This window comes from Flavobacterium soyangense, from assembly GCF_015277675.1.
Classification (GTDB): domain Bacteria; phylum Bacteroidota; class Bacteroidia; order Flavobacteriales; family Flavobacteriaceae; genus Flavobacterium; species Flavobacterium soyangense.
On sequence record NZ_JADHEC010000013.1, the window covers coordinates 54216 to 79953 of the forward strand.

The following is a 25738-nucleotide window of genomic DNA, read 5'->3' on the forward strand; positions in this document are numbered from 1 at the left end:
TCATGACTGAAGAAATTATTATCGCAGGTTTTGGTGGGCAGGGAGTGCTCTCAATGGGTAAAATATTGGCCTACTCCGGAATAATGCAAGATCAGGAAGTGAGTTGGATGCCTTCTTACGGACCTGAAATGCGCGGTGGTACTGCAAATGTTACTGTAATTTTAAGTGATGAAAGAATTAGTTCACCCTACTTAAAAATAGTGGATACCGCAATTATTTTAAATCAGCAATCGATGGATAAGTTTGAGGAATCTGTAAAACCCGGTGGAATTTTAATTTATGACCCTAACGGAATTACTTCACATCCCACTAGAAAAAATATCCATATTTTCCAGATTGAAGGTACTAAATTAGCAGCCGAAATGGGAAATAAGAAAATATTTAATATGGTAATTTTAGGAGGGTTTTTAAAAGAAAAACCGGTAGTGAAATTAGAAAATGTAATTGAAGGCTTAAAAAAATCCATCTCAGAACGCAACCATCACTTAATTCCTTTAAATCTGGAAGCGATTACAATGGGAATGAAAAGTATTGTTCCTTATAAAGTAGTAGAACCTGTTTTCCAGAATTAAGTTTTAATAAGAATCAAATTTGAATTAGTAACCCATTGATTTTTTTAGATAAGACCTGTGAGAATTTATGAGTCTCTCAGGTCTTGATTTTTATTGGAGAATTTAGTTTTTCTTACCACTTATCATTTTTTCAAAAACTTTCCATTTTGATGTATCTCCATTGATTATATAAGATTTTGAATTTTTGAATAAAGCAGTTGTTCCACCTACTCCAGTCCCAAGAATTGCACCAATAAGACCAAAGCCAGTGCCTCCTTCTGAAGCGGAATATCCGAAGAAAACCTCATCTGGATTAGGGTCTGAAGTAGCTACGCCAAAAATCACTCCTACTGTGAGTCCAATTAATGATCCAAAAAGCATATTATTTCCAGCTGAATGTTTAGTTTTGATAAAGCCGATAGTCCTAATGTCAATATCGACAGAGCCATTTTTTTCTTGCAGTTGAAGAATGGTATCATTCACTGAAAGTACTTTTCCTTTATTCATTTTATCGCCCTCTAAATTATATACTCGAATAAATAGAGAATTTTTCGCAACCTCTTTTTGGGCATAAATGGTTGAGCATAATAGCATTGCAATTGCAAATAATAAATTCTTCATAGTTCTTTAATTTTTAAGTTATTGAATTCAGATTTTGTCTATTTTATTTGACAGAAATGACTTTTATGCGGAATAAAATATTTTTTATTCAACTTGATATTATAAGGAGTTTTTGCTTGGATAATAATTAAAATCGAACAGATTTATATTCTTTTTGAAAACATGGTTTAGCAACTACAATCTGCCAAAGATTTAGCCTTCGGGAACGAAATGATGCTGCTGAAGTGGCCAGATAAAAATTCCACATTCTGTAAAACGTTTCATCGTATTCCTTTTTTAGATATTCTTTTGATTTTTTGAAATTTTCTTGCCAGGCCTTCAAAGTAAAATAATAATGCAGACCAATGTTGTGCAAATCCTCCAATAGGAGTTTTTCTTCCATTGCTTTTCCTATTTGGGTCAATGATGGAATTAATCCGTTAGGGAAAATATATTTGTGAATCCAGGGATCAACATTCAAATCAGATTTGTTGCTACCTATAAAATGGAGGAGACAAAGACCATTATCGGTTAGATTTTTATTGATGATTTGCATAAATCTGGCGTAATTCTTATGACCCACATGCTCTAACATTCCAATGGACACAATGCGATCAAATTTTTCGTCAATATCTCTGTAATCCTGAAAACGAATTTCAACATTTAAACCCTGACAACGTTCAATTGCTAATTTTTGTTGTTCTGCTGAAATAGTTATTCCCACAACATTCACTTTATAATTTTTAGCAGCATAATAAGCAAATCCTCCCCATCCGCAACCAATATCCAATACTTTTTGACCGGGTTTTAATTGTAGTTTTTCGCAAATCAATTTTAATTTTTGTTCTTGCGCTTCATTTAAAGTAGCCGCTCCTTCCCAATAACCACAGGAATACATCATTAAAGGATCGAGCATATTTTTATACAAAGAGTTGCCAATATCATAATGATGAGCTATGGATTGAAGCGCTTTAGATTTAGTTTGAAGATTAAATAATTTTGCTTTGACGAATAATGAAATAAATTTCCAGTTATTTTGTATCTTTTTTTCTACTTCCTGTGCAAAAATTTTATTGAAAAATGTATCTAAGTCTTGGCAATCCCACCAGCCTTCCATATAACTTTCCCCCACACCAATCGATCCTTGACTTAAAACACGTTTATAGAAATTTGGATTATAAACCTGGATATCATAAGGTTTATCGCCATTAATGGTAATTCCGGTTCCTGAAATTAATTCTTCTACGGCTGCTTTATATTTGTTTGTTTTCATTTTGCAACGTACTTATTTTATACCATTGGGTGTAAATTTTCTGTAAAAAAACAAATGGACTAAATATTATTAAATGTATTGAAATTCAACACGTTGAAGATACAAAAAATTATGATAATTGTAATAAGATGTAAAAAAAATTATAGTATAGTTTTTATGAGTTAGGAAAGCTTTGAATGGTAATTTTCGAGATGGGACAGAGCAGAAAAAATCTTGACTTAAAAAGTGATTTTTTTAAATTGTATTTAACCACCCATCAACTCTGAATTTAATATGCTTTTAAAACCAGTGCCAATCAAGGTGGACTCCAAAAAGCTTATTCAAAGTTTAATGATACGATTTTAATTCATTAAGATTTACAGATATAGTCTTCTGAAAGAAAAGATAATGAAAACTTACTGTGTTTTCTCCAATTCTAATTTCAGTTGATCGGATTCATTTTTCAATTTTACCGTTTCGATTTTAAAGGAATCTATATTTTTTTGTAACAGATTCATTTGCTCTTTTTTTTCTGAGGCGGTTCTTAACAACTTAAAACCGGAAACATCATTTAATTTTTTCTCTGTTTCTTTTAATTGGGTTTGATACTCGGCGATGATTTGCTGAATAACCAAAAGCCTATTGTTGCCAGCATTTTTTTTCTCTTTCAACATTCTTTCTGCTGCTGCTTTTTCTTCTTGAGCGGCAATGATTTTTTGGTTGGCTATTTCTTTTTGTTGCAGCTCATATTGATAATTTTCAACTTCGGTTTTATGATTTTTGAGCTTTAATTCCTGACTTCTGTTTTCTTGCATGGTATTTAAAACGCTAATGCCAATTAGTGTTACTAAAGCAGTCAAAATCACAAAAAAGCTGGTCTTGGGCAAGCCAATAATTTTATGGGATGAAGACTTTTGCTCCATTTTTGGAGTTGGAGGAGGGGTTTTAAAGGAAGAAATAGGAGGGGGAACCGTAGCAAAAATAGTATTTAATTCGGCTATTTCCCCAGCATATTTCCAGTTTTTCATACCTTCATACCAGACTGGAGTTGTTTTAGTGATACTCTTGGTTTTCAATTCGTCCAAATCATATGGACCACTGTTTTCAGTTCCGTTGTGTAGGAAGTATTTCTTCATAAAAGAGTAAACTAAAAGGCTATTAAAAAGGTAGTTTCCCTAATGGGGATGTCTCGTCCAAAGCTACAATCATTTTTTGAAAAGGCAAAATATCTTCTTAACACAATTCAATCTTTTCATAATGGGAGGCACTTTTAACACTTTTTACCGTCCTGTTTATTATAAATACAATCCAAAATCATTTTTATAAAAAGGCGGGATTGGAATTTAAATCTCTTATATTTACTCCAAGCCAGATTTGAGTATAAACCTTTTGGCATGAGTCAAAATTAAAAAGTCAGCAACCAGAATAACAAAATGAAAAAAAGAACAATAGGAATTATGGGTGCCATGCCAGAGGAAATTGAAGGAGTTGTGGCTTTACTAACGAATTGCACAAAATTATCAATGGGCAAACGCACCTACTTTTTGGGTCAGATTAATGGGATTGACACTATAGTGGTATTTTCAAGATGGGGCAAAGTGGCTGCAGCTACCACCGCTACCACTTTGATTCACGAATTTAAAATAACCGAATTGCTTTTTACTGGAGTTGCCGGAGCCATTAATGCAGACTTAAAAATAGGTGACATCGTGTTAGGTAAAAGACTCATTCAGCACGACATGGATGCACGACCATTAATGCCACAATATGAAATACCATTGCTCTCTCAAACTTATTTCGAAAGTGACACAACAGACTTAGGTAGAGCTGCAAAAGCCATAAATACTGTTTTTGAAAATAAAAGTTTGCATGCCGTTATTGGATATAAAGAATTGATGGAATTTAACATTACTCAACCCAGATTAGTTATTGGCGATATTGCCAGCGGAGACCAGTTTTTCTCCAGAACGGAACAAAAACAGGCCCTCAATACCCAATTGCCAAATGTTTTGTGTGTAGAAATGGAAGGAGCTCCGGTAGCCCAGGTTTGCTATGAATATGAAGTTCCTTTCATCATTATGCGAACCATTTCGGATACAGCAGATGACAAGTCACACATTGATTTTCCCTTTTTTATTAAAAATATTTCCAGTAAATATGCTGCCGAAATAATTAAAAATATTTATGAACAGTTTTAAAATAAAGAATAATGTATGGACTTATTTTTGGCCAATAACAGACCATTCTTGTAATTTCATTTCAAAAGATTTCCCGGCGTGGGCAGGACTTGTAGATGGCAAAGTAACCAGAAGATAGTCCTTGTCGGACTTTACATAATGCTTAAAATAGGCGGCTGCTTTTTGTCCGTTAAAATATATTTGCCGGATATGGGGATGTTCGCTTAAAAATGAATTGAAATCATTGGGTATTTCTTGCTCAATGTCACTGTCCAGACTTCCTTCTCTTACACAGGCTTCCAAAACATCCCACAAAGCAATCTGATTTTGCAATAAAATACTTTTTCTGATTTCGTAGTCAGTTGAAAACGGGCTATCAAAAATAGAAAAAAGTAACTTCCAAAAAGCATTTCTTGGATTCCCATAATACGGCCCTAATGCTAACGACTGTACACCGGGCATCGTCCCTAGAATCAAGACAGTGGCATTTGGATTGGAAATGGGAGGAAAAGAATATTTTTTCATGAAACAAAGATACTATTTATTTAAGCTTCAAATTTCCATTTCTGTAAGCACGGCTCTGTGAACTAATCTATTGTTAGTACTTTATAGGCAAACAATTTTACCAATCTTAAGGATAACTTATTCTGATTTTAATGTAATTCTATAAATAATTTAATAAAACAATTTATAAATTACTTTTCACTAATATTCACCTTTTATTTTTGCCAATTTTATACTTGTTTTTTATCTCATTTTATATACATTGCGAATCAGAATCAAAACAGAAGGTATGTCAGAAGGTGAGGTCGAAACTAACGCAGAAAAAGCACGTTTAAAATTAAGAACCGACAATAAGGGTTGGAAAAAGTGGGGACCTTATTTAACCGATCGTCAATGGGGGACAGTTAGAGAAGATTATTCCCAAAGCGGCTATGCATGGGGAAGTACAACTCACGATATGGCGCGTTCCAAAGCCTATCGTTGGGGAGAAGAAGGCATTGGCGGGATATCGGATAATAAACAGCATATTTGTTTTGCTTTTTCGTTTTGGAATCACAAAGACCTAATTTTAAAAGAACGCTATTTTGGTTTAACCCCAGCCGAAACAAATCATGGTGAAGATGTCAAAGAAATCTATTTCTATCAAGATGCTACTCCTACACATTCGTATCAAAAAATGCTTTATAAATATCCACATGCGGCTTTTCCGTATGAAAAATTAATTGAAGAAAGCAAAAAACGATCCCGCCTTGAACCAGAATACGAATTATTGGACACGGGTGTTTTTGACAACGACGAATATTTTGACATCACTATAGAATATGCCAAAGCAGATGAGCAGGATATATTAATCAAAGTTACAGTTGAAAACCGTGCTGAAGTTGCTGCTCCAATTACTGTTTTACCTACTATCTGGTTTAGGAATACTTGGAGTTGGGGATACGAAAATTACAAATACAAACCTACTTTAACGGGTATTGGAAAATCGTTAATAGAAGTCAATCACCGATTAGTTGGTCACTTTAATTTGTATGCTGAAAAGGCTAAAAATCTTCTGTTTTGTGACAATAAAACCAATTTCGAAAAATTATACGGTTCACCAGCACAATCACCATATGCCAAAGATGGAATTAATGATTATGTTATAAATAAAAAGCGTAGGAGTATAAATTTAGAAGGAATTGGTACCAAAGCTTCCGTACTTTATAAGGATATCATTCCGGCAAAAGGAAAAAAAGTGTACCGCCTTCGATTTACAAATAATTCTCCAGACAATGCTTTTGAAGATTTCGATGCTATTTTCCAAAAAAGAATCAATGAAGCCGATGAATTTTATGCTCCCATTCAAAAAGGGGTAAAAGACGAAAAATTAAAATCCGTTCAGCGTCAGGCTTATGCCGGTATGCTTTGGACTAAACAATGGTATTACTATAATGTGTTTGAATGGCTAAAAGGTGACCCATCAACACCAAAACCAGAAAGAGGAAGAAATGAAGGTAGAAACAGTACGTGGAAACACTTGTATACTTCCAATATTCTTTCTATGCCAGATAAATGGGAATATCCTTGGTTTGCCGCTTGGGATTTGGCTTTTCACACCTTGCCTTTGGCTAGATTGGATCCTGATTTTGCCAAAAGACAATTATTAGTTATTCTTCGGGAATATTATATGCATCCTAACGGGCAAATTCCGGCCTATGAATGGTCGTTCTCGGATGTAAATCCACCCGTTCATGCTTGGGCTACTTGGAAAGTATATGAAATTGACAAAGAAGCCAATGGAGGTGTTGGAGATACGGTTTTCTTGGAACGTATTTTTCATAAACTACTACTTAATTTTACGTGGTGGGTGAATTTAAAAGATGAAAATGGCAATAATATTTTTGGCGGTGGATTCCTCGGAATGGATAATATTGGGGTATTTGATCGCTCCGCTGATTTGCCTACAGGCGGTCACTTAGAACAGGCCGATGGAACAGGCTGGATGGCAATGTATTGCTTAAATATGTTGCGGATTGCCTGTGAAATATCACTAAAAAACCCAGTTTATCAGGATATGGCGTCCAAATTCTTTGAGCATTTTCTTCATATTTCAGGAGCAATGAAATCTTTAGGAGACAATCACATAAGCCTTTGGGACGAAGAGGATCAGTTTTATTATGATATGCTTCACAAACATAATGGTGATGCCGAATTGTTAAAAATTCGTTCGATGGTTGGCCTAATTCCGCTATTTGCTGTCGAAGTATTAACCCCGGATTTGCTGGGAAAATTGCCATTATTCAAGCGTCGAGTAGATTGGGTTCTGAAAAATCGTCCTGACTTGGCTAGTTTAGTTTCTAGTTGGTACACGCCCGGTAAAGGAGAAACCCGTTTGCTTTCTACTCTTAGAGGTCATAGGATGAAAATGATTCTAAAACGTATGTTTGATGAAAAAGAATTCTTGTCCGATTTTGGCGTTCGTTCCTTATCCAAATACCACAAGGAGAATCCCTATAAATTTAAACATGATGGAGGAACTATTCAGGTAGATTATACACCGGCCGAAGCCACAGGAGATATGTTTGGGGGAAACTCCAATTGGAGAGGACCTATTTGGTTTCCTATGAACTATTTGATTTTAGATTCATTAGAAAAATTTCACAGTTATTACGGTAACGATTTCAAAGTAGAATACCCAACCGATTCTGGTAAAGTAATGACTCTAAAGGAAGCTTCAGAGGGCGTTGCCAAAAGATTATTGGCGATATTTATCCCAGATATCAACAAAAAAATTCCAATGTATGGCGAATATGAAAAATTTCAAAAGGACTCCCTTTTTAATAAAAATCATTTGTTTTTTGAGTATTTCGATGGAGATACAGGAAAAGGCCTAGGTGCAAATCATCAAACCGGATGGACAGGACTCATTGCCGAAATCATTAGACATTTGCACGAAGAAGAGAAATAGTATTGGAGTAAAAAGGATGTATAAACATAGAACATTTTTTTTTTAAAACTAGAAGCTATTGTTTTCCTAAAATTACTTTGGTAACCTCATCCACTTTTTTAAGCAATAAAGGGAAAGCAGGCTCAGGCATGTTACCATGATTGAAACCCTGCAATTCATAGAGCGTCGTTTGGGTATTTCCCGTTAATTGCATCATTCTAAGGAGATACGCATTTTCTTCATAGCGACCCAAAAGTTCCATTTCACGATCACCGGTAATAAGCAATAGGGGCGGGGCATCGGCACGGACAAAGTAAAGCGGTGCATATTCGTCAATAGTCGGCTGAGTGTCGGGAATTCCTTTTTCTTTGCGAATGGTAAAGTGGGTGATGGCCTGTCCGCTAAAAGGGATAAGGGCGGCAATTCGATTAGCATCGATATCATATTTTTTTAAATACTTTTTGTCAAGAGTAATCATCAAACCCAAATATCCGCCTGCTGAATGTCCCGAAATGAAAATAAGATTGGGATTGCCTCCATAGCGGCTGATGTTTTGAAATGTCCATGCTACTGCTGCAGCTGCATCTTCTATATATTTGGGTGCAGTCACTTTTGGAGAAAGTCGGTATCCAATTCCTATGACGGCATAACCTTTATTTAATAGTGCTTCGGGTATTTCCTTCTTTCCGCCAGTCAGGCCACCTCCGTGAAACCATACAATGGTGGCAAAGTTTTTTAAACCTTTGGGATAATAAATATCTAAGGTACATAGCGAAGCAAGATAAGCATCTTTTTGAGAAATGGAATCGGCATAATACGGAATATCCTTCTCCGTTTCATAATCTTGCTGAGCTTTTACTGACAGTGTAGTGATAAAGAGCAGAAGAAAAATGATTTTTTTCATAAGTTTATTTTAAAGCGATATTTGGTTCCTTTATTAATTGCCTGGGATGTTTATAGAGCAATGGGTAACTTTTTTTAAGTATCCATTGTTTTTTTGAAAGATATAATCCATTTATTTTACTTCAAATAATTATACCCAACGGCTTAAAATTATATGATTTTTATTCTTTCAAAGAAGCCATATCAATCACAAAACGATACTTCACATCACTTTTGAGCATTCTCTCGTATGCTTCGTTGATATCTTGCATTTTGATGATTTCAATTTCCGAAACGATATTGTGTTTGCCACAAAAATCTAGCATTTCTTGAGTTTCGGCTATTCCTCCAATAAGAGAACCCGCTATAGATTTTCGTCCCAAAATCATTGGAACTGTATTTAAAAAAGGTTCCAAACCACCTAAATAACCAACTAAAACCAATGTGCCACTAATGTTCAGAGTCGCTACATACGGATTCACATCGTGAACATAAGGAACTGTATCAATAATCAAATCAAATTTTCCGCTTACCGAATTCATTTGGTTGCTGTCAGTAGAAATAATTACGGCGTCGGCTCCTAATACTAAAGCATCTTTTTCTTTGCCAGGACTTCTGGAAAAAAGAGTCACTTCGGCACCTAAACCTTTGGCTAATTTGATAGCCATATGACCCAGTCCGCCTAAACCAACAACGGCAACTTTGCTCCCTTTTGTAACATTCCAATGACGAAGTGGAGACCAAGTAGTAATTCCGGCACATAGCAATGGAGCTACGGCAGCCAAATCTAAATTAGAAGGAACTTTTAAAACGAAATGTTCGTCCACAACAATTTTTTCAGAATAACCTCCAAAAGTGAAACCGCCTAAATGTTTATCAGCACTGCCATAAGTTCCGGTGAATCCGGTCAGGCAATATTGCTCCAAGTCTTTTTTGCAGCTCTCACAAGTTTGGCAAGAATCTACTAAACATCCAACGCCTGCAATATCACCTACTTTAAGTCTAGTTACTTCACTTCCTACTTTGGTTACTCGACCCACAATTTCGTGACCCGGAACCGAAGGATACACCGTAAATCCCCAATCATTTCTTGCAGTGTGCAAATCGGAATGGCAAACACCACAATACAAAATCTCAATTTCAATGTCTTTTGCAGTCACATCTCTGCGGTCAATCGTCATTTCTTTCAAAGGAGCATCGGTTGCTTTTGTGCCAAATGCTTTTACGTTTGCTGTTTTCATTTCTGTTTTAAATTTTATTTATTTTAATGTGCTAATAGCTTTTTTTTCAGTTAATTGGGTCTGCTAATTTCCTAATTTTTGTTTTGTGCAAATCGGAATTTTCTATAAGAGTCGCTATAAAAAAGGTAATGCTTTTTCTTGAAATGGCGAAACTCCTTTCCGTTTTTCCTTTAATTATAAAGGCATAATCTGTTTCATCGTCAAAGATAAATCAATTGGGGCGTTAAATGGAATAATCAAGGTTCAAATTTTTGGTACTTCCGCCTACTCTTGATAAGATATTTAGATGGGTTTCAAGGGCGTTTTATAAATAGTTTTAGGAATGATGGTAATAATTCTTTTCGCTTAGGTTCCCCGTATCGCTTTTACAACGGCTTCCGATTGTGCCGATAATGATTATTTTTCCCAAATTTAAAATTGTTGAATTTTACTTTCGGAATTATGTATAAATCATTCCGATTTTGGCGCTAGTACACCATACCAATAGGCTGAGGTAACACCGCCCTATGGCTTTGCTAATTAATCCTGTACCGATAACGACTATTACGTTTATTTTTTCATTTTTTATATCTTTTACTTCCCTACATTTTTTTGTAAATGTGCAGGATATCGGTCTCCTTGAACGTTTGTTTTTGCAAAGGCTTCATCTATTGCTGCAATGTCAATCGCTGATAAAATAATGGAAGCACCGCCAATATTTTCCGTCAATCGATGTGACTTTGTAGTTCCAGGAATAGGAACAATCCATGGTTTTTGTGCCAATAACCAACCAAGCGCAATCTGTGCAGGAGTAGCATTTTTATCTTTTGCAATGACTTTTAATAAATCAACCAATACTTGATTGGCTTTTCTGTTTTGCTCACTAAATCGAGGAACAATATTCCGGAAATCGGTTGGGTCAAATTTAGTATTTTCAGTTATGGCACCGGTCAGAAATCCTCTGCCCAACGGACTAAATGGCACGAACCCAATGCCTAATTCTTCAAGAGTTGGAATTATTTCTTTTTCGGGTTCTCTCCACCAAATGGAATATTCGCTTTGCAAAGCGGTTACAGGCTGAATAGCATGGGCTTTACGTATTGATTCAACACCCGCTTCCGAAAGTCCAAAATGTTTTACTTTTCCTTCTGCAATTAAATCCTTAACGGTTCCAGCAACATCTTCAATGGGTATGTTTGTGTCCACACGATGTTGGTAAAATAAATCAATCACATCGGTTTTTAATCTTTTTAAAGATGCTTCGGCAACAGCTCTTATTCTTTTTGGAGTGCTGTCTAATCCTTGGTTTGAATCTCCCTCTTTAAAGCCAAACTTAGTGGCAATAACCACTTCTTTTCTAAACGGTGCCAAGGCTTCTCCAACTAGTTCTTCATTGGCTTTGCCATAGGCTTCAGCGGTATCAAAAAAGGTAATACCTTGTTCGTAAGCTTCTCTGATTAATTGTAACCCTTGTTCTTTGTCGGTTGCGGGACCGTAACCAAAATTCAGACCCATACAACCCATTCCTAAAGCGGATACTTCCAATCCGCTGTTTCCTAATTTTCTTGTTTTCATAATAGTTCAACTTTAATAGTTAGAAGTCGCATGAAGATGCACCAACTTTCATTTTTTTTATTTCAATTTTATTGCGGACCAAGCTGTTTAGTGAACGAAAGGGAACCCAAAGTCCATTTACCTTTCTGTCTGATATATACTTCAGTTACAATAAACGGATTGGTGACTTCATTCCCGCCAACTTCCGCCAATAAGGTAATTTTATTTAAAAGTATCGCCGTATGGTCAATGATATTTATGGACACTTCATGAATATCCGCTTTCTTGTACCAAATGCTACTGCTTTTAATAACATTGACTTCCTGTTCTTTTCCCCAAGATCCGCCCATATGGACAAAAACAGATTTATCATTAAACAAAGCTGTAAGACGATCAACATTTTTATCGGCCATCCATTGCCATTTATCTTTTGAAAGTTGAATCACTTCTTGTTCCGCTTTTGTGTAACCCGGAACAACTGTGTTTGTTTTATTTTCTTGTGCAAAAGAATAGTTCATACTTACGACTGTCAACAGTCCAATAATTAATGTTTTCATAGTATGTATTTTAATGTGTTTCTACTGTTTATAAATCTTTAAGTTTTTCAAATTTTTCCTTGGTATATTGACGGTACAAATTTCCCGCAATAGTCGTTGTTTTTTGGTATACAGATTACGGATGTTAGTACCATTATTACTGATTTGGGTATTTGTGCTAACATCGTAACAATCTGGGTAGTATATTTGTACTATAAATTTAAGGAATTCAGTATGGATACCATTATAAAACTGGAAAAAATCTCCCAATACAATGCGCTAAAGGATATTGAAACCCAACATCCTTTGATAAGCGTTTTCGATAATTCGAAAACGAAAGCATTACCAAACCATTGTCGAATCCATTTTGGCTTCTATGCCATATTTTTAAAAGGGATTCATTGCGGAGAATTGAAATATGGACGCAATACCTACGATTATGATGAAGGAACAATGGTTTTTGTTGCCCCAGGTCAAGTGATAGAAGTCAATAATGATGAAAATTTTCAGCCTTCAGGTCTGGCAATCCTTTTTCACCCTGATTTAATCAAGGGAACTGCACTGGGAAAAAAAATGATCCAGTATTCCTTTTTTTCATACGAGTCTAGCGAAGCCCTTCATTTGTCTTTAAAAGAACAACAAATTGTAAAAGATTTATTCGGCAAACTCAAATACGAACTAAACCAGTCTATTGATAAACATAGTAAAAGCATTATGGCTAACAACATCGAGTTGTTGCTCAATTATTGTGTTCGGTTTTACGACAGGCAGTTCATCACCCGTGAAAACATCAACACTGATATTTTGTCAAAATTCGAAAACTTGTTGAATGAGTATTTCCAATCCGAAACCACCAAGGATTTAGGGCTTCCATCTGTTGGCTATTTTGCGGATTGTTTGCATCTTTCTCCCAATTATTTCGGGGATTTAATCAAAAAAGAAACGGGAAAATCCGCCCAGGAACACATCCAATTGAAATTGATGGATACAGCCAAGGAAAAAATCTTCGATATCGAAAAATCAATCAGCCAGATCGCTTTTGAACTTGGGTTTAAATACCCTCAGCATTTCAACCGAATGTTCAAAAAAAACACCGGTTGTACGCCTAATGAATACAGAACGTTAAATTAGAGTTTAAATTTGTGATGATTTTTAAATTATAAGGTTCTTAATTGAAAGTGGGATATGCGGCAAAGGACAAGATTTAGGATGTTATTTGTAGGTAATAAATGGATTATCAGCTAAATATAAATATCAAATCTTTATGTATACACACTATTTTTGCGTAAATTAGCATTAGTTAATGCTATTATAAACTAAAAAATATACTGTTATGAAAAATCTAGGACTGTTTTGTTTGCTGTTAGTTTGCATTGCGCTCGAAAGCTGTAATAAAAACCAAAAAGACGTTAAAGCAACTCTGATTTCTTCGGAAAAACCGGTAAGCGTACAATGCTATAAAGCACTTTATGACAATGATACTATTGATTTAAAAATCAATACTTTAAAAAAAGAAAAAATAACCGGTAATATGGTTATGAAAGTCTTTAACAGGGCAAAAAAGATAGGTAAAATCGCTGGAGAATTCCATGGTGATACATTATTTGTGGCCTACACTTTTATATTAGAAGCAAATAAACAAATAACTTACAAAAACCCAATGGCATTCTTAAAACGAGGAAACGAACTCATTTTAGGCAATGGAGAAATAGAAACAACAATGGGTGCATCATATTTTGTAAAAGGCAAACCTATTGATTTTGATAATGTGAAATATAAATTTACAAAGGTGGACTGCATCGATAAATAAGGTATAAATAAAATAACTATTTATATTTTAATAAGTTAATAGTTAATGATTGTCCTAAACTATTAATTGCATCAGTAATGAAGTAATAAAAGTTAGATGCTAATTTAAATGATAAAGCTATAGAAATTTAGTATCACTTATTTAAAGAATGCAAAGATATCTATTAATGATAACTTGAAAACAAATCGGCTCTGCTAACTGCAATCCTTCACAAATTTCCACCTCTTTATTTGCTAACTTTGCAATCAAATAACGACCTAAAAATAAAATGCAAAAAATACTTTCGCTACTTTTTATCATCACTTTCTCAACAAATGTTTTTGCTCAAAACACTTTCAAAACCATAATCAAAGACGGAAAAACCAATAAACCTTTAAGTGGCGTTGTTGTACTTTTAAAAGGAACTCAAAACAGTGTGACTTCTGACGATAAAGGTCTTGCTAAACTTAAAAACATTTCAAATGGAAAGCAAACCATCCTCATTAAATCACTTGGATATACAGAAAACGAAAAGAATATCGTATTCCATCAAAGTGACACCATCACACTGTTTTTAGAACCTTTATCTGAGGAATTAGAAGAAGTGAAAATAGTTTCTTCCACAAGAAGCAGCCGAAATATAAAAGATATTCCTACACGAATTGAAGGCATTCCATTAGCCGACTTGGAAGAAAAGTCAGTGATGCAGCCAGGAAATATTAAAATGTTGGTTTCTGAAATTGTAGGCGTTCAAACACAACAAACATCGCAGGTTTCTGGGAGTGCCAGCATACGCATACAAGGCTTGGACGGTAAATACACCCAGCTTTTGCAAGATGGTTTTCCGTTGTATTCGGGTTTTGCTAGTGGTTTGAGTGTTTTGCAAATCCCTCCTTTGAATTTAAAAAGAGTAGAGGTAATCAAAGGTTCTACATCAACTTTGTACGGTGGCGGAGCAATTGCGGGTCTTATAAACTTGATTACAAAAGAACCAACAGCCAAAAGAGAAATCTCATTTTTAGCAAACACAAACCAAACTAATGCTTTAGATTTAAGCGGTTTTTATGCTGAAAGATATAAGAAAACAGGAATTACCATTTACACTTCGGGTAATTTTCAAAAAGCTTACGACAATAATAATGACAGCTTTTCAGACATTCCAAAATACAGTCGGTATTCCATTAATCCTAATTTTTTTTATTATCTGGATGACAGAACGACTTTTAGTTTTGGTGTAAATGCAGGATTCGAAATACGTACAGGCGGAGATTTGCAGGTAATAAATAACGATGCCCATACCATTCACTCGTATTTTGAAACCAACAATGCAAATCGATATGCATCGTTGGCAAAATTTGAAAAGACATTTTCCAATAAAAACAGACTGACAATTAAAAATAGCATTGGATATTTTAACAGGACAATTGAGCGGTCGGCCTACCTCTTTGAAGGGCAACAGCTAGCCACTTTTAGCGAAGCCAATTACTTGATTCCAAAAGAAAAATCAGAATGGAATTTAGGAGCAAATTTGGTTTCCGAAAATTTTAGGCAAATTAATATAGTTACTGACAAATTAGATTATTACAGTGCTGCTTTTGGAATATTTGCCCAAAACAATCTAAGGGTTTCCGAGAAATTTATTGTGGAAAGTGGTTTGCGTTTTGATATAACGAATAGAAAGAATCTTTTTGTATTGCCCCGTTTGTCATTGTTGTATAAAATAACAGACCAGCTCACTTCAAGGATTGGTGGTGGTTTAGGCTACAAAACACCTACAATTTTCTCAGAAGAAGCCGAAGAAAAAGCCTTTCAGAATATCAATCCGCTTGACTTTACAAAAGTGAGTCCTGAAAGATCATATGGTTTAAATGCTGACCTTAATTATAAAAAAATCCTTTTTGGGGACATTAATTTTTCATTCAATCAATTGTTTTTTTATACAAGTATTAAAAATCCTTTGGTGCTAAATCCAGTTGCTGACAGAAGTGATTTTTCTTTTGAAAATGCGAATGGATATTTGGAGTCCAAAGGTTTTGAATCAACAATCAAGCTTCGGCTTGATAATATTTCATGCTTTTTGGGGTATACTTATACCGATGTAAACAGAAATTACAATCACGTTTCATCTGTCAATCCTTTAACAGCAAAACACCATCTCAACTTAGATGCTATGTACGAGTGGAATGAAAAGTTGCGATTAGGCTATGAACTCTATTATGTAGGGGAACAATATTTAACAAACAATGAAAAAGTTCGTGATTATTGGGTTACTGGCATTTCAGGAGAATATAAATTTAAACATTTCAGTTTGTTTTTAAACCTCGAAAACTTTTTGGACACCCGACAATCAAAATGGGAAAGTTTGTATTCGGGTACGATTCAAAACCCTGAATTCAGAGAAATTTACACCCCAACAGAAGGTTTCATTCTCAATGGAGGTTGTAAAATTTGGTTGTAATGGCTTCAAAATACAATGTTTTATTACAACCAACGAGAGAAATTACAAATAAACTCTTAACATGGGAACTCTATTATTTGGAAAAAATTACTATCACCAGTAATTTTAGACCATAAGATTTACCTATTACTCAACTTCGCTTTTTCTTTTATTATGTCGCTAATTTTTCGGTTTTCGATTTTACTTTCTAACCAAGAGATAATGTCCAGATAAAGAAAAGCCCTTTTCTCATAGGTGTTTTTTTCCAATTCAACGAAACGTTCTTTCACTTTGATAAATTCTTTTTTGATGTCGCTTGGATAAATGGTGCTTAATTTTTTCAAAAAGCGAATGATTTCTTTTTGGACTTCGTGTAAATCATTCATTTTTATTAGAAATTTATAGGTGCTGACCAACTGATTTTCTAAGTTAAAATCTTTTCCTGATTCGTAATGTGCAATCAGGCATAATAGACGGGCAAAACACGCTAAATCTTCCCGAACGTAAAGGTTTTTGTTGTTTATGATTTTTTCAAGATAGAATACGCATTCATTGTATTTTTCGTTGCCAAAATAAATACTTGCAATTTTATAGTAAAATAACATTTCGTGATGCTCGTCAAGATGCTCGCTGTGCAGGTTTATTTTTTCTAACACTTCCGGAATCAGGTATTCACTTTCGGCAAAAGTACCTTCCAGAATGTGATAATTCAGTTTGTTGTTGTATAAATATAAAAACGATAGAGACGCAATATTATCATTCACGGGAAAGCGCGGATCGCTGATGGTTTCTTCTAGTAATTCTAAATATCTTTTGAAATTTGATTTGTATTTCAGCATAAATAAAGACTCTAAAAGATAATGGTTTCCTTTCAGAAAAAATACCGGATTCAGGAAAATCATATTTTCGTTATCATAGAAAAGAGTCACCCATTTGTGTGAATATTTATAGCAAGCCAAAAAGTCCTGAACTAAAAAACTACGCCAAAGATTGGCATTATAAAACCAGTATTTTTCGCGAAACCCAAACTTTTTTTCATCAAATTTCGAAATGTGTTTCTTGAAATAATCGTCAATATATTTGTACTCTTCATCGCTTTTCACATAGCCAGTTTTCAGCATAATACCATACAATTGCAGGGATAAATTTGACAATTTGCTTGAAATGGTATTTTTATAATTCAATTCCTTGGCCTGAATTACCAATTCGTCGGCGCGACCTTGCATACTTCGGGTGATGTATTGCGATTCGATTAGTTTTTCGAATTCCACAATCTCATAAGCCATATATTTTTCGTCATTTTCCAAGGCAATTTGCTTGGTTTTATCCAATATTTTCAAACTCTGCTTGTACAAGCCTTTATTGTACAATATAGCAGCAAAATCGATTTGTTCCCTTAATTGATAGCGAATGTTTTGACTGGGAATATTCAATCGAATACTCACCAAAATTTGTTTGTATAAATAAGATTTAAGATTGGATAATTGCACTTTTTTGATAATGCCACTTTTCAGGATAATTTTCTCATCATAGCCTTCCGATTTGTCTAAAATATTGAACAATTCGATAAACTTTGTATTGGAACTTGTTTCGAGACGACTGGCAAAAATCTTAAATTGTCTTTTTTCAGACTTTGAAAGTGATTTTATCAATACAAATAAAGAATCTTTTTGATGGTTAGCCATTGTAAAATATAGTAATGTAACTTGTTGTATACTAGGTGTTTATATAGTTATTACTTACCTTATAAACAGTATAATTCATAAAAATGAATTTTATATTAAAGTAATGAAATCTATTTTTGTTCAAAGATGTGAAATTACATTAAATATTTTAAAATGAATAGAGAGAAAGTCCAAATTTTTGATACCACTTTAAGAGACGGAGAACAGGTCCCAGGATGTAAATTAGATACCAGCCAAAAACTTGTAATTGCAGCACGGCTCGACGAAATGGGAGTCGATATTATCGAAGCAGGTTTTCCTGTTTCTAGCCCCGGAGATTTTTTATCCGTTTCAGAAATAAGCAAGATTATAAAAAATGCTACGGTTTGCGGACTTACAAGAGCTATTAAAAATGATATTGATGTTGCAGCCGCTGCATTAAAATATGCAAAAAAGCCTCGTATTCACACGGGAATAGGGACTTCAGAATCCCATATCATACACAAACTTAATTCTACCAGAGAAGACATTATTGCCAGAGCAAAATATGCTGTTTCTTATGCAAAATCTTACGTTGAAGATGTAGAATTTTATGCTGAAGATGCCGGAAGAACTGAAAATGATTTCTTGGCACGAGTCTGCGAAGAGGTAATAAAATCAGGTGCTACTGTGCTTAATATTCCAGATACAACTGGTTATTGCCTTCCTCACGAATATGGAGAAAAAATTAAATACCTAAAAGAAAACGTAAAAGGGATTGAAAACGTAATCCTCTCTTGCCATTGTCATAATGATTTAGGAATGGCCACTGCCAATTCTATTTCCGGAGTTATCAATGGAGCCAGACAAATAGAATGTACCATAAACGGAATTGGTGAAAGAGCAGGAAACACAGCACTTGAAGAGGTTGTAATGGTCTTAAAACAACACCCTTATCTGAATTTAGATACCAATATCAACAGCCGTCAATTGAACGAAATGAGCCGATTGGTTTCAGAAAGTATGGGAATGATGGTGCAACCCAATAAAGCTATTGTTGGTGCAAACGCCTTCTCACACAGTTCAGGCATTCATCAGGATGGTATAATAAAAAACAGGGAAACATATGAAATTATGGATCCTTTGGAAGTCGGAGTCAATGAATCTTCCATCATTCTTACTGCAAGAAGCGGTAGGGCAGCATTGGCCTACAGAGCTAAAAAAGTAGGTTACGAATTGACAAAAGTACAATTAGATATTGTATATGTTGAGTTCTTGAAATTTGCAGATATTAAAAAAGAAGTACTGGATGATGATATTCATCAAATTATTGAAGCCTGTAAAATCGAAGGTGATTTAATCAGAAGCTGATATTAAAAAAATTAAAAAAATTAGAAAAAATATATAATGGAATTAAATAAATACAGTAAAACCATAACACAAGATGTAACACAACCTGCAGCACAAGCAATGTTGTACGGAATTGGTTTAACTGAAGAGGATTTAAACAAAGCACAAGTAGGAATTGTAAGTATGGGCTATGAAGGCAATACTTGCAATATGCACTTGAATGATTTGGCCAAAGATGTAAAAAAAGGAGTTTGGGATGCCGATTTAGTGGGATTAATCTTCAACACTATTGGCGTAAGCGACGGAATTTCGAACGGAACGGAAGGAATGCGTTTTTCATTAGTTTCCCGCGATGTAATTGCTGATTCTATCGAAACCGTAATGGGTGCACAATGGTATGATGGTTTGATAGCCATTCCTGGCTGTGATAAAAATATGCCCGGAGCTTTAATCGCTATGGGAAGAGTAAATCGTCCTTCAATTATGGTTTATGGCGGTACCATTAATTCCGGACGTTGGAAAGGAGAACATCTCAATATAGTTTCTGCTTTTGAAGCCTTGGGAAAAAAATTAAACAAAACTATTTCTGACGAAGATTTTAAAGGCGTTATTCAAAATTCTTGCCCAGGGCCTGGTGCTTGTGGCGGAATGTATACGGCGAACACAATGTCTTCGGCAATTGAAGCTTTAGGAATGAGTTTACCTTATAGTTCTTCGAATCCAGCTTTGAGTGAAGATAAAAAGAAAGAATGTGATGATGCCGGAAAAGCCATCAGAATATTATTGGAAAAAGATATTAAGCCAAGAGATATTATGACTCGTAAAGCTTTCGAAAACGCTATTACTATTGTAGCTGTTTTGGGTGGTTCTACTAATGCTGTTATGCACTTAATTGCAATGGCGCATTCAGTTGATATCGAAATTACTTTGGAAGATTTTCAAGCAATAAGTGATAAAACGCCTATGCTTGCTGATTTGAAACCAAGTGGAAAATATATGATGGAAGATTTACATGCTGTTGGAGGTGTTCCTGCAGTTATGAAATATTTATTAAAAGAAGGTTTGCTTCACGGAGATTGTTTGACCGTAACCGGAAAAACAATTGCTGAAAACTTGGCAAATGTTCCTGATTTGAATGATGGACAACAAGTAGTTCACGAAATCCAAAAAGCGTTGAAAGCTACTGGAAACATTCAAATTTTATACGGAAACTTAGCTTCGGAAGGTTGTGTTGCTAAAATTAGCGGAAATGAAGGAGAATATTTTGAGGGAACTGCTGTAGTTTTTGAAAGTGAATTTACTGTTATTCCAGGAATTCAAAGTGGAATGGTAAAACCAGGAGATGTAGTCGTCATTAGATACTGCGGACCAAAAGGTGGGCCAGGAATGCCAGAAATGTTAAAACCAACTTCGGCAATTATGGGAGCTGGATTGGGAAGCAGTGTTGCTTTGATTACAGATGGTAGATTTTCTGGAGGTTCGCACGGTTTTGTGGTAGGACATATAACGCCAGAAGCTTATGATGGTGGTGGAATTGCTCTAGTGGAAAACGGTGATTTAATTACAATTGATGCTGTAAAAAACATTATCAATTTAAAAATTTCTGATGAAGAATTTGCAAAAAGAAAAGCAGCTTGGATTCAGCCCCCATTAAAAGCTACAAAAGGAGTTTTGCTAAAATATGCAAGATCCGTTTCAAGTGCTTCAACAGGGTGTGTAACCGATAAATAAGATTTCAGTTAAAAAAAATAAATATACTCTCCTTTGCCAGTATTAGCTCCTTCTCCTTTGGAGAGGGTCGGGGAGAGGAAAAAAAACAAAAAATGAAAAATAATAAGATATCAGGCGCAGAAGCCGTTATTAGATGTTTACTGGAAGAAGGAGTAGACTTGGTTTATGGATATCCCGGCGGTGCCATAATGCCGGTTTATGACGAATTATATAAATTTAAAGACGAATTGCATCACGTATTGGTGCGCCACGAACAAGGTGCTACCCATGCTGCCCAAGGGTATGCAAGAGCTACAGGAAAAGTGGGTGTAGCTATCGCGACTTCAGGTCCCGGTGCAACAAACTTAGTAACCGGAATTGCCGATGCTCAGATTGATTCCACTCCAATGGTTTGTATCACCGGTCAAGTAGGGAAACATTTATTGGGTTCAGATGCTTTTCAGGAAACAGACATTATCGGAATTTCAACTCCGGTAACCAAATGGAATTATCAAATTACTGAAGCTTCCGAAATTCCGGAAATCATTGCCAAAGCTTTTTTTATTGCAAAATCAGGTCGTCCGGGCCCTGTTTTAATTGACATTACGAAAAATGCTCAGTTTGATGAACTTGAATTTAATTATAAAAAATGTACCGGAATTAGAAGTTATAATCCAAAACCAACTTTAAATCTTGAAAAAGTAAAGGAAGCTGCGGATTTAATTAATAGTGCTAAAAAACCGTATATTATTTTTGGACAGGGAATTATCCTAGGTCAAGCCGAAGCTGAATTAAAGATATTGATCGAAAAATCAGGAATCCCCGCAGCTTGGACAATTTTGGGACTTTCTGCTTTGCCCACAGACCACCCTTTGAATGTAGGAATGTTAGGTATGCACGGGAATTACGGTCCAAATGTACTTACTAACGAATGTGATGTTTTGATTGCTCTTGGAATGCGTTTTGACGATCGTGTTACTGGAAATTTAGCTACTTATGCCAAACAAGCCAAAGTAATTCACTTCGAAATTGACCCTTCCGAAATTGATAAAAATGTAAAAACAAACGTGGCTGTTTTGGCAGATGTAAAAGAATCTTTGCAAGCTTTGATTCCGCTTATCGAAAGTAAAACTCACGAATCTTGGCACAATGAATTCAAGGAAAAATACAAAATAGAATTTGAAACTGTCATTAAAGAAGAATTAACCCCATCAAAAAATGGTGGAATTTCTATGGGTGAAACTATAGAAATGATTAACAAACATTCAAATGGAGACGCTATTATTGTTTCTGATGTTGGTCAACACCAAATGTTTGCCTGTCGTTATGCAAAATTTAATTGGACCAAAAGTAATATTACTTCCGGAGGATTAGGAACAATGGGATTCGCATTACCTGCATCTATTGGAGCTAAAATGGGAATGCCAAATCGTGAAGTTGTTGCTATAATAGGAGATGGTGGTTTTCAAATGACTATTCAAGAGTTGGGAACCATTTTTCAAACCAAAGTTCCTGTGAAAATTGTTGTACTTAACAATGAGTTTTTAGGAATGGTGCGCCAATGGCAAGAACTGTTTTTTGACAGCAGATATGCTTCCACCATAATGACCAATCCAAACTTTGTTGCAATTGCAGAAGGCTATCATATAAAATCAAAAAAAATAACTAAAAGAGAAGAGTTGGATGGTGCCGTTGCCGAAATGTTGGCTTCTAAAGATTCTTATTTCCTAGAAGTTATGGTCGAAAAAGAAAACAATGTATTCCCAATGATTCCAACAGGAGCTTCGGTTTCTGATATACGATTAAAATAATCCCCTCTTCAGCCCTCCCTGAAGAGGAATGAACCTGTAAGAGAGGTAATTGTAAATAGAGTGTGTTTTTTGAGTTAGTAATAAAAAATTTAAAATATTCCCTTTGTCGGTTTTGACTCCTCCTCTTTCGAGGGGGCTTGGGGAGGATAAAAATTATGGAAAATAAAATATTCACCATTTCTGTTTATTCAGAAAACAACGTTGGCTTACTCAATAGAATATCTGGAATATTCTTAAAACGCCACATCAATATATTAAGTCTAAATGTATCCGAATCAGAAATCGAAAATGTTTCTCGATTTATCATTGTAGTCAACACCTCTGAAAAATGGGTAAAAAACATTGTTGGGCAAATCGAAAAACAAATCGAAGTCATCAAGGCTTTCTATCATATTGACGAGGAAACTATTTTCCTTGAAAGTGCTATTTTTAAGATTGAGTCCAGTTTATTATTTGACGAAAGACAAATACAAAACATCATCAAAGAAAGCCACTCGGAAATTGTAACGGTTTCAAGAGACTTTTTCGTGATTTCAAAATCAGGAAAGCGTTCTGAAATTGAAGACTTATACAAAAAATTAAAACCTTTCGGAATTATGCAATTTGTGCGCTCCGGAAGAATATCCGTTTCTAAAGAAAAAATGGAAATAACAACTTTATTAGAAGAACTAAAATAGCGTTCAGATTGCAGGTAGCAGGTTACAGTTGTCAAAGTGAACTTACACTAAATCATTAAATTATAAATTATACAATTATTAAATATTAAAAAATGGCAAATTATTTCAATTCATTACCACTTAGATTACAATTAGAACAATTAGGCGTTTGCGAATTTATGGATCAGTCCGAATTTGCAGATGGAATAGCAGCCCTTAAAGGAAAAAAAGTAGTTATCGTAGGTTGCGGAGCTCAAGGTTTAAACCAAGGTTTAAATATGAGAGATTCTGGCTTAGATATTTCTTATGCTTTGCGTGCTGAAGCAATCGCTCAAAAAAGAGCTTCTTTTATGAACGCTGCAGACAATGGTTTCAAAGTGGGAACTTATGAGGAATTAATTCCAACGGCTGATTTGGTTTGTAATCTTACGCCAGACAAACAACATACTGCTGTTGTTGCTGCTATTATGCCTTTGATGAAAAAAGGTTCAACATTAGCCTATTCTCACGGTTTTAACATTGTGGAAGAAGGAATGCAAATTCGTAAAGACATCACTGTTATTATGTGTGCTCCTAAATGTCCGGGATCCGAAGTTCGTGAAGAATACAAAAGAGGTTTTGGTGTTCCAACATTAATCGCAGTACACCCAGAAAATGATCCAAACGGTCAAGGTTTTGCTCAGGCAAAAGCATATGCTGTTGCCACTGGAGGTCACAAAGCAGGCGTTTTGAACTCTTCATTTGTTGCTGAAGTTAAATCGGATTTAATGGGAGAACAAACCATCCTTTGCGGAATGTTACAAACCGGTTCTATTTTGTGTTTTGACAAAATGGTCGAAAAAGGAATTGAACCGGCTTATGCTTCAAAATTAATACAATACGGTTGGGAAACTGTTACTGAAGCCTTGAAACACGGAGGAATTACCAATATGATGGATCGTTTGAACAATCCTTCAAAAATTGAAGCTTTCGAACTTGCCGAAGAATTAAAAGATATCATGCGTCCGTTATTTCAAAAACACATGGATGACATTATTTCTGGTGAATTTTCAAAAAATATGATGATTGACTGGGCAAACGATGATATCAATCTATTGACTTGGAGAGCTGCCACTGCCGAAACTAATTTCGAAAAAACAGCACCAACTGCTGCTCATATTTCGGAGCAAGAATATTTTGACAATGGGGTTTTGATGATTGCAATGGTAAAAGCAGGTGTAGAATTGGCTTTCGAAACCATGACACAATCCGGAATAATCGAAGAATCTGCTTATTATGAATCTTTGCACGAATTGCCTTTGATTGCCAATACTGTAGCCAGAAAAAAATTATACGAAATGAACCGAATCATTTCTGACACTGCAGAATATGGTTGTTATTTGTTCGATCACGCTTGTAAACCGTTATTGGCTGATTTTATGAAAACAATTGAAACCAATGTAATTGGGAAACCATTTTCAACTTCTAATGGTGTTGATAATGCAGTTTTAATTGCAGTAAACAATGAAATTCGCCAACATCCTATAGAAGAAGTAGGAGCGTGGTTGAGAGAATCTATGACGGCAATGAAAAAAATTGGATAATAAACACTTAGGTGTGCAGGGATTTTGACAAACATCTTTTATTTCATAATATTTTGAATTAGTTAAATTTATTAAAGAAATTAATGTAGATAGTCATTTACAATCACTTAACCTGAACAGCGTTAATGGTTAAGTGAAGTAATCCTAAGAGATTGTTACAAAAACGAGACAGTATTTCTGAGGGCGCTGAAAAAGTCTTTTCAGTAATAAATTGTTTATGAATGGTTATAAAAAGGAGTAGAAAACGTATTTTCTCTACTCCTTTTTTCGTATATTTAGCTGTAATTATAAGGCTTTATAGATGTTAGTACAGCAACAAACAATACAATTCAGCGAGCATTCTTCGTCATATGATTTAATAATTCCAAAAAATAATCTTTTGAGAAAAATCAACGATTTGATAGATTTTTCCTTTATTTACGATGAATTGGTCAATAAATACTGTAGCAATAATGGTCGTATGGCAGAAAGTCCTGTTCGTATGTTCAAGTATTTACTTCTGAAAACAATTTACACCGTTTCCGATGTTGATGTAGTGGAACGTTCCCGTTATG

At 35.0% G+C, this 25738-nt stretch carries 20 protein-coding genes and 1 pseudogene; 12 read left to right on the forward strand and 9 right to left on the reverse strand.

The features are described 5' to 3' along the window. Positions 1-2: 2 nt before the first annotated feature. Complete coding sequence (locus IR213_RS07680; protein WP_194311723.1) at positions 3-572, forward strand: 2-oxoacid:acceptor oxidoreductase family protein; 570 nt, start codon at positions 3-5, stop codon at positions 570-572. A 102-nt stretch (positions 573-674) separates the two neighbouring features. On the opposite strand, the gene IR213_RS07685 is transcribed toward IR213_RS07680, so the two are convergent. The 3 genes from IR213_RS07685 to IR213_RS07695 all read right to left on the reverse strand — a co-directional run bounded on the left by IR213_RS07685 (position 675) and on the right by IR213_RS07695 (position 3539). Beyond that, positions 675-1172, reverse strand: coding sequence for a hypothetical protein (locus IR213_RS07685; RefSeq protein ID WP_194311724.1), 498 nt, complete (start codon positions 1170-1172; stop codon positions 675-677). A gap of 127 nt (positions 1173-1299) precedes the next feature. Further along, on the reverse strand, positions 1300-2424 hold the full coding sequence (cfa, locus tag IR213_RS07690) for a cyclopropane fatty acyl phospholipid synthase (protein WP_194311725.1): 1125 nt from the start codon (positions 2422-2424) through the stop codon (positions 1300-1302). Positions 2425-2819: 395 nt separating this feature from the next. After that, the gene (locus tag IR213_RS07695; RefSeq protein WP_194311726.1) at positions 2820-3539 is read right to left on the reverse strand and encodes a DUF4339 domain-containing protein; all 720 of its coding nucleotides are present in this window, start codon (positions 3537-3539) and stop codon (positions 2820-2822) included. A 297-nt stretch (positions 3540-3836) separates the two neighbouring features. Between IR213_RS07695 and IR213_RS07700 the strand changes: the two genes are divergently transcribed. Next, positions 3837-4601 (forward strand): 5'-methylthioadenosine/adenosylhomocysteine nucleosidase, encoded by a 765-nt coding sequence (locus IR213_RS07700; protein ID WP_194311727.1) that lies wholly within the window; start codon positions 3837-3839, stop codon positions 4599-4601. A 21-nt stretch (positions 4602-4622) separates the two neighbouring features. On the opposite strand, the gene IR213_RS07705 is transcribed toward IR213_RS07700, so the two are convergent. Next, complete coding sequence (locus IR213_RS07705) at positions 4623-5105, reverse strand: DNA-deoxyinosine glycosylase (protein ID WP_194311728.1); 483 nt, start codon at positions 5103-5105, stop codon at positions 4623-4625. 268 nt (positions 5106-5373) lie between these two features. Here IR213_RS07705 and IR213_RS07710 point away from each other — a divergent pair, with 268 nt between their 5' ends. After that, the gene (locus tag IR213_RS07710) at positions 5374-8034 is read left to right on the forward strand and encodes an MGH1-like glycoside hydrolase domain-containing protein (RefSeq protein ID WP_194311729.1); all 2661 of its coding nucleotides are present in this window, start codon (positions 5374-5376) and stop codon (positions 8032-8034) included. Positions 8035-8089: 55 nt separating this feature from the next. Here IR213_RS07710 and IR213_RS07715 read toward each other — a convergent pair whose 3' ends face one another. The 4 genes from IR213_RS07715 to IR213_RS07730 form a co-directional block, all read right to left on the reverse strand. After that, positions 8090-8917, reverse strand: a complete 828-nt coding sequence (locus tag IR213_RS07715) for an alpha/beta hydrolase (protein ID WP_194311730.1) — start codon at positions 8915-8917, stop codon at positions 8090-8092. Between the two features lie 160 nt (positions 8918-9077). After that, a complete protein-coding gene (locus IR213_RS07720; RefSeq protein ID WP_194311731.1) occupies positions 9078-10136 on the reverse strand; it encodes an NAD(P)-dependent alcohol dehydrogenase in 1059 nt (352 codons plus the stop codon). A gap of 573 nt (positions 10137-10709) precedes the next feature. Next, positions 10710-11690 (reverse strand): aldo/keto reductase, encoded by a 981-nt coding sequence (locus IR213_RS07725; RefSeq protein WP_194311732.1) that lies wholly within the window; start codon positions 11688-11690, stop codon positions 10710-10712. Positions 11691-11758: 68 nt separating this feature from the next. Further along, positions 11759-12226 (reverse strand): nuclear transport factor 2 family protein, encoded by a 468-nt coding sequence (locus IR213_RS07730; RefSeq protein WP_194311733.1) that lies wholly within the window; start codon positions 12224-12226, stop codon positions 11759-11761. A 213-nt stretch (positions 12227-12439) separates the two neighbouring features. On the opposite strand from IR213_RS07730, the gene IR213_RS07735 reads away from it, so the two are divergent. From IR213_RS07735 to IR213_RS07745, 3 genes are all read left to right on the forward strand, one after another. Further along, positions 12440-13336, forward strand: coding sequence for a helix-turn-helix domain-containing protein (locus IR213_RS07735; RefSeq protein ID WP_194311734.1), 897 nt, complete (start codon positions 12440-12442; stop codon positions 13334-13336). Positions 13337-13538: 202 nt separating this feature from the next. Then, a complete protein-coding gene (locus IR213_RS07740) occupies positions 13539-14015 on the forward strand; it encodes a hypothetical protein (protein ID WP_194311735.1) in 477 nt (158 codons plus the stop codon). A 268-nt stretch (positions 14016-14283) separates the two neighbouring features. Then, positions 14284-16452: a TonB-dependent receptor gene (locus IR213_RS07745; RefSeq protein ID WP_194311736.1), complete on the forward strand. Its 2169-nt coding sequence runs from the start codon at positions 14284-14286 to the stop codon at positions 16450-16452. A gap of 119 nt (positions 16453-16571) precedes the next feature. On the opposite strand, the gene IR213_RS07750 is transcribed toward IR213_RS07745, so the two are convergent. Next, on the reverse strand, positions 16572-18116 hold the full coding sequence (locus tag IR213_RS07750) for a hypothetical protein (RefSeq protein WP_194311737.1): 1545 nt from the start codon (positions 18114-18116) through the stop codon (positions 16572-16574). A gap of 153 nt (positions 18117-18269) precedes the next feature. On the opposite strand from IR213_RS07750, the gene IR213_RS07755 reads away from it, so the two are divergent. From IR213_RS07755 to IR213_RS07780, 6 genes and pseudogenes are all read left to right on the forward strand, one after another. Continuing rightward, a complete protein-coding gene (locus IR213_RS07755; protein ID WP_194311738.1) occupies positions 18270-19445 on the forward strand; it encodes a 2-isopropylmalate synthase in 1176 nt (391 codons plus the stop codon). A 36-nt stretch (positions 19446-19481) separates the two neighbouring features. Next, positions 19482-21155: a dihydroxy-acid dehydratase gene (gene ilvD, locus IR213_RS07760; protein WP_194311739.1), complete on the forward strand. Its 1674-nt coding sequence runs from the start codon at positions 19482-19484 to the stop codon at positions 21153-21155. A gap of 92 nt (positions 21156-21247) precedes the next feature. Beyond that, positions 21248-22945, forward strand: a complete 1698-nt coding sequence (gene ilvB / locus IR213_RS07765; RefSeq protein ID WP_194311740.1) for a biosynthetic-type acetolactate synthase large subunit — start codon at positions 21248-21250, stop codon at positions 22943-22945. Positions 22946-23100: 155 nt separating this feature from the next. Next, the gene (gene ilvN / locus IR213_RS07770; protein ID WP_194311741.1) at positions 23101-23622 is read left to right on the forward strand and encodes an acetolactate synthase small subunit; all 522 of its coding nucleotides are present in this window, start codon (positions 23101-23103) and stop codon (positions 23620-23622) included. A 92-nt stretch (positions 23623-23714) separates the two neighbouring features. Then, entirely contained in the window at positions 23715-25184 is a 1470-nt protein-coding gene (gene ilvC, locus IR213_RS07775; protein WP_194311742.1) for a ketol-acid reductoisomerase, read from the forward strand. Positions 25185-25485: 301 nt separating this feature from the next. Further along, positions 25486-25738 (forward strand): annotated as a pseudogene (locus IR213_RS07780) (IS5/IS1182 family transposase); the annotation flags it as partial.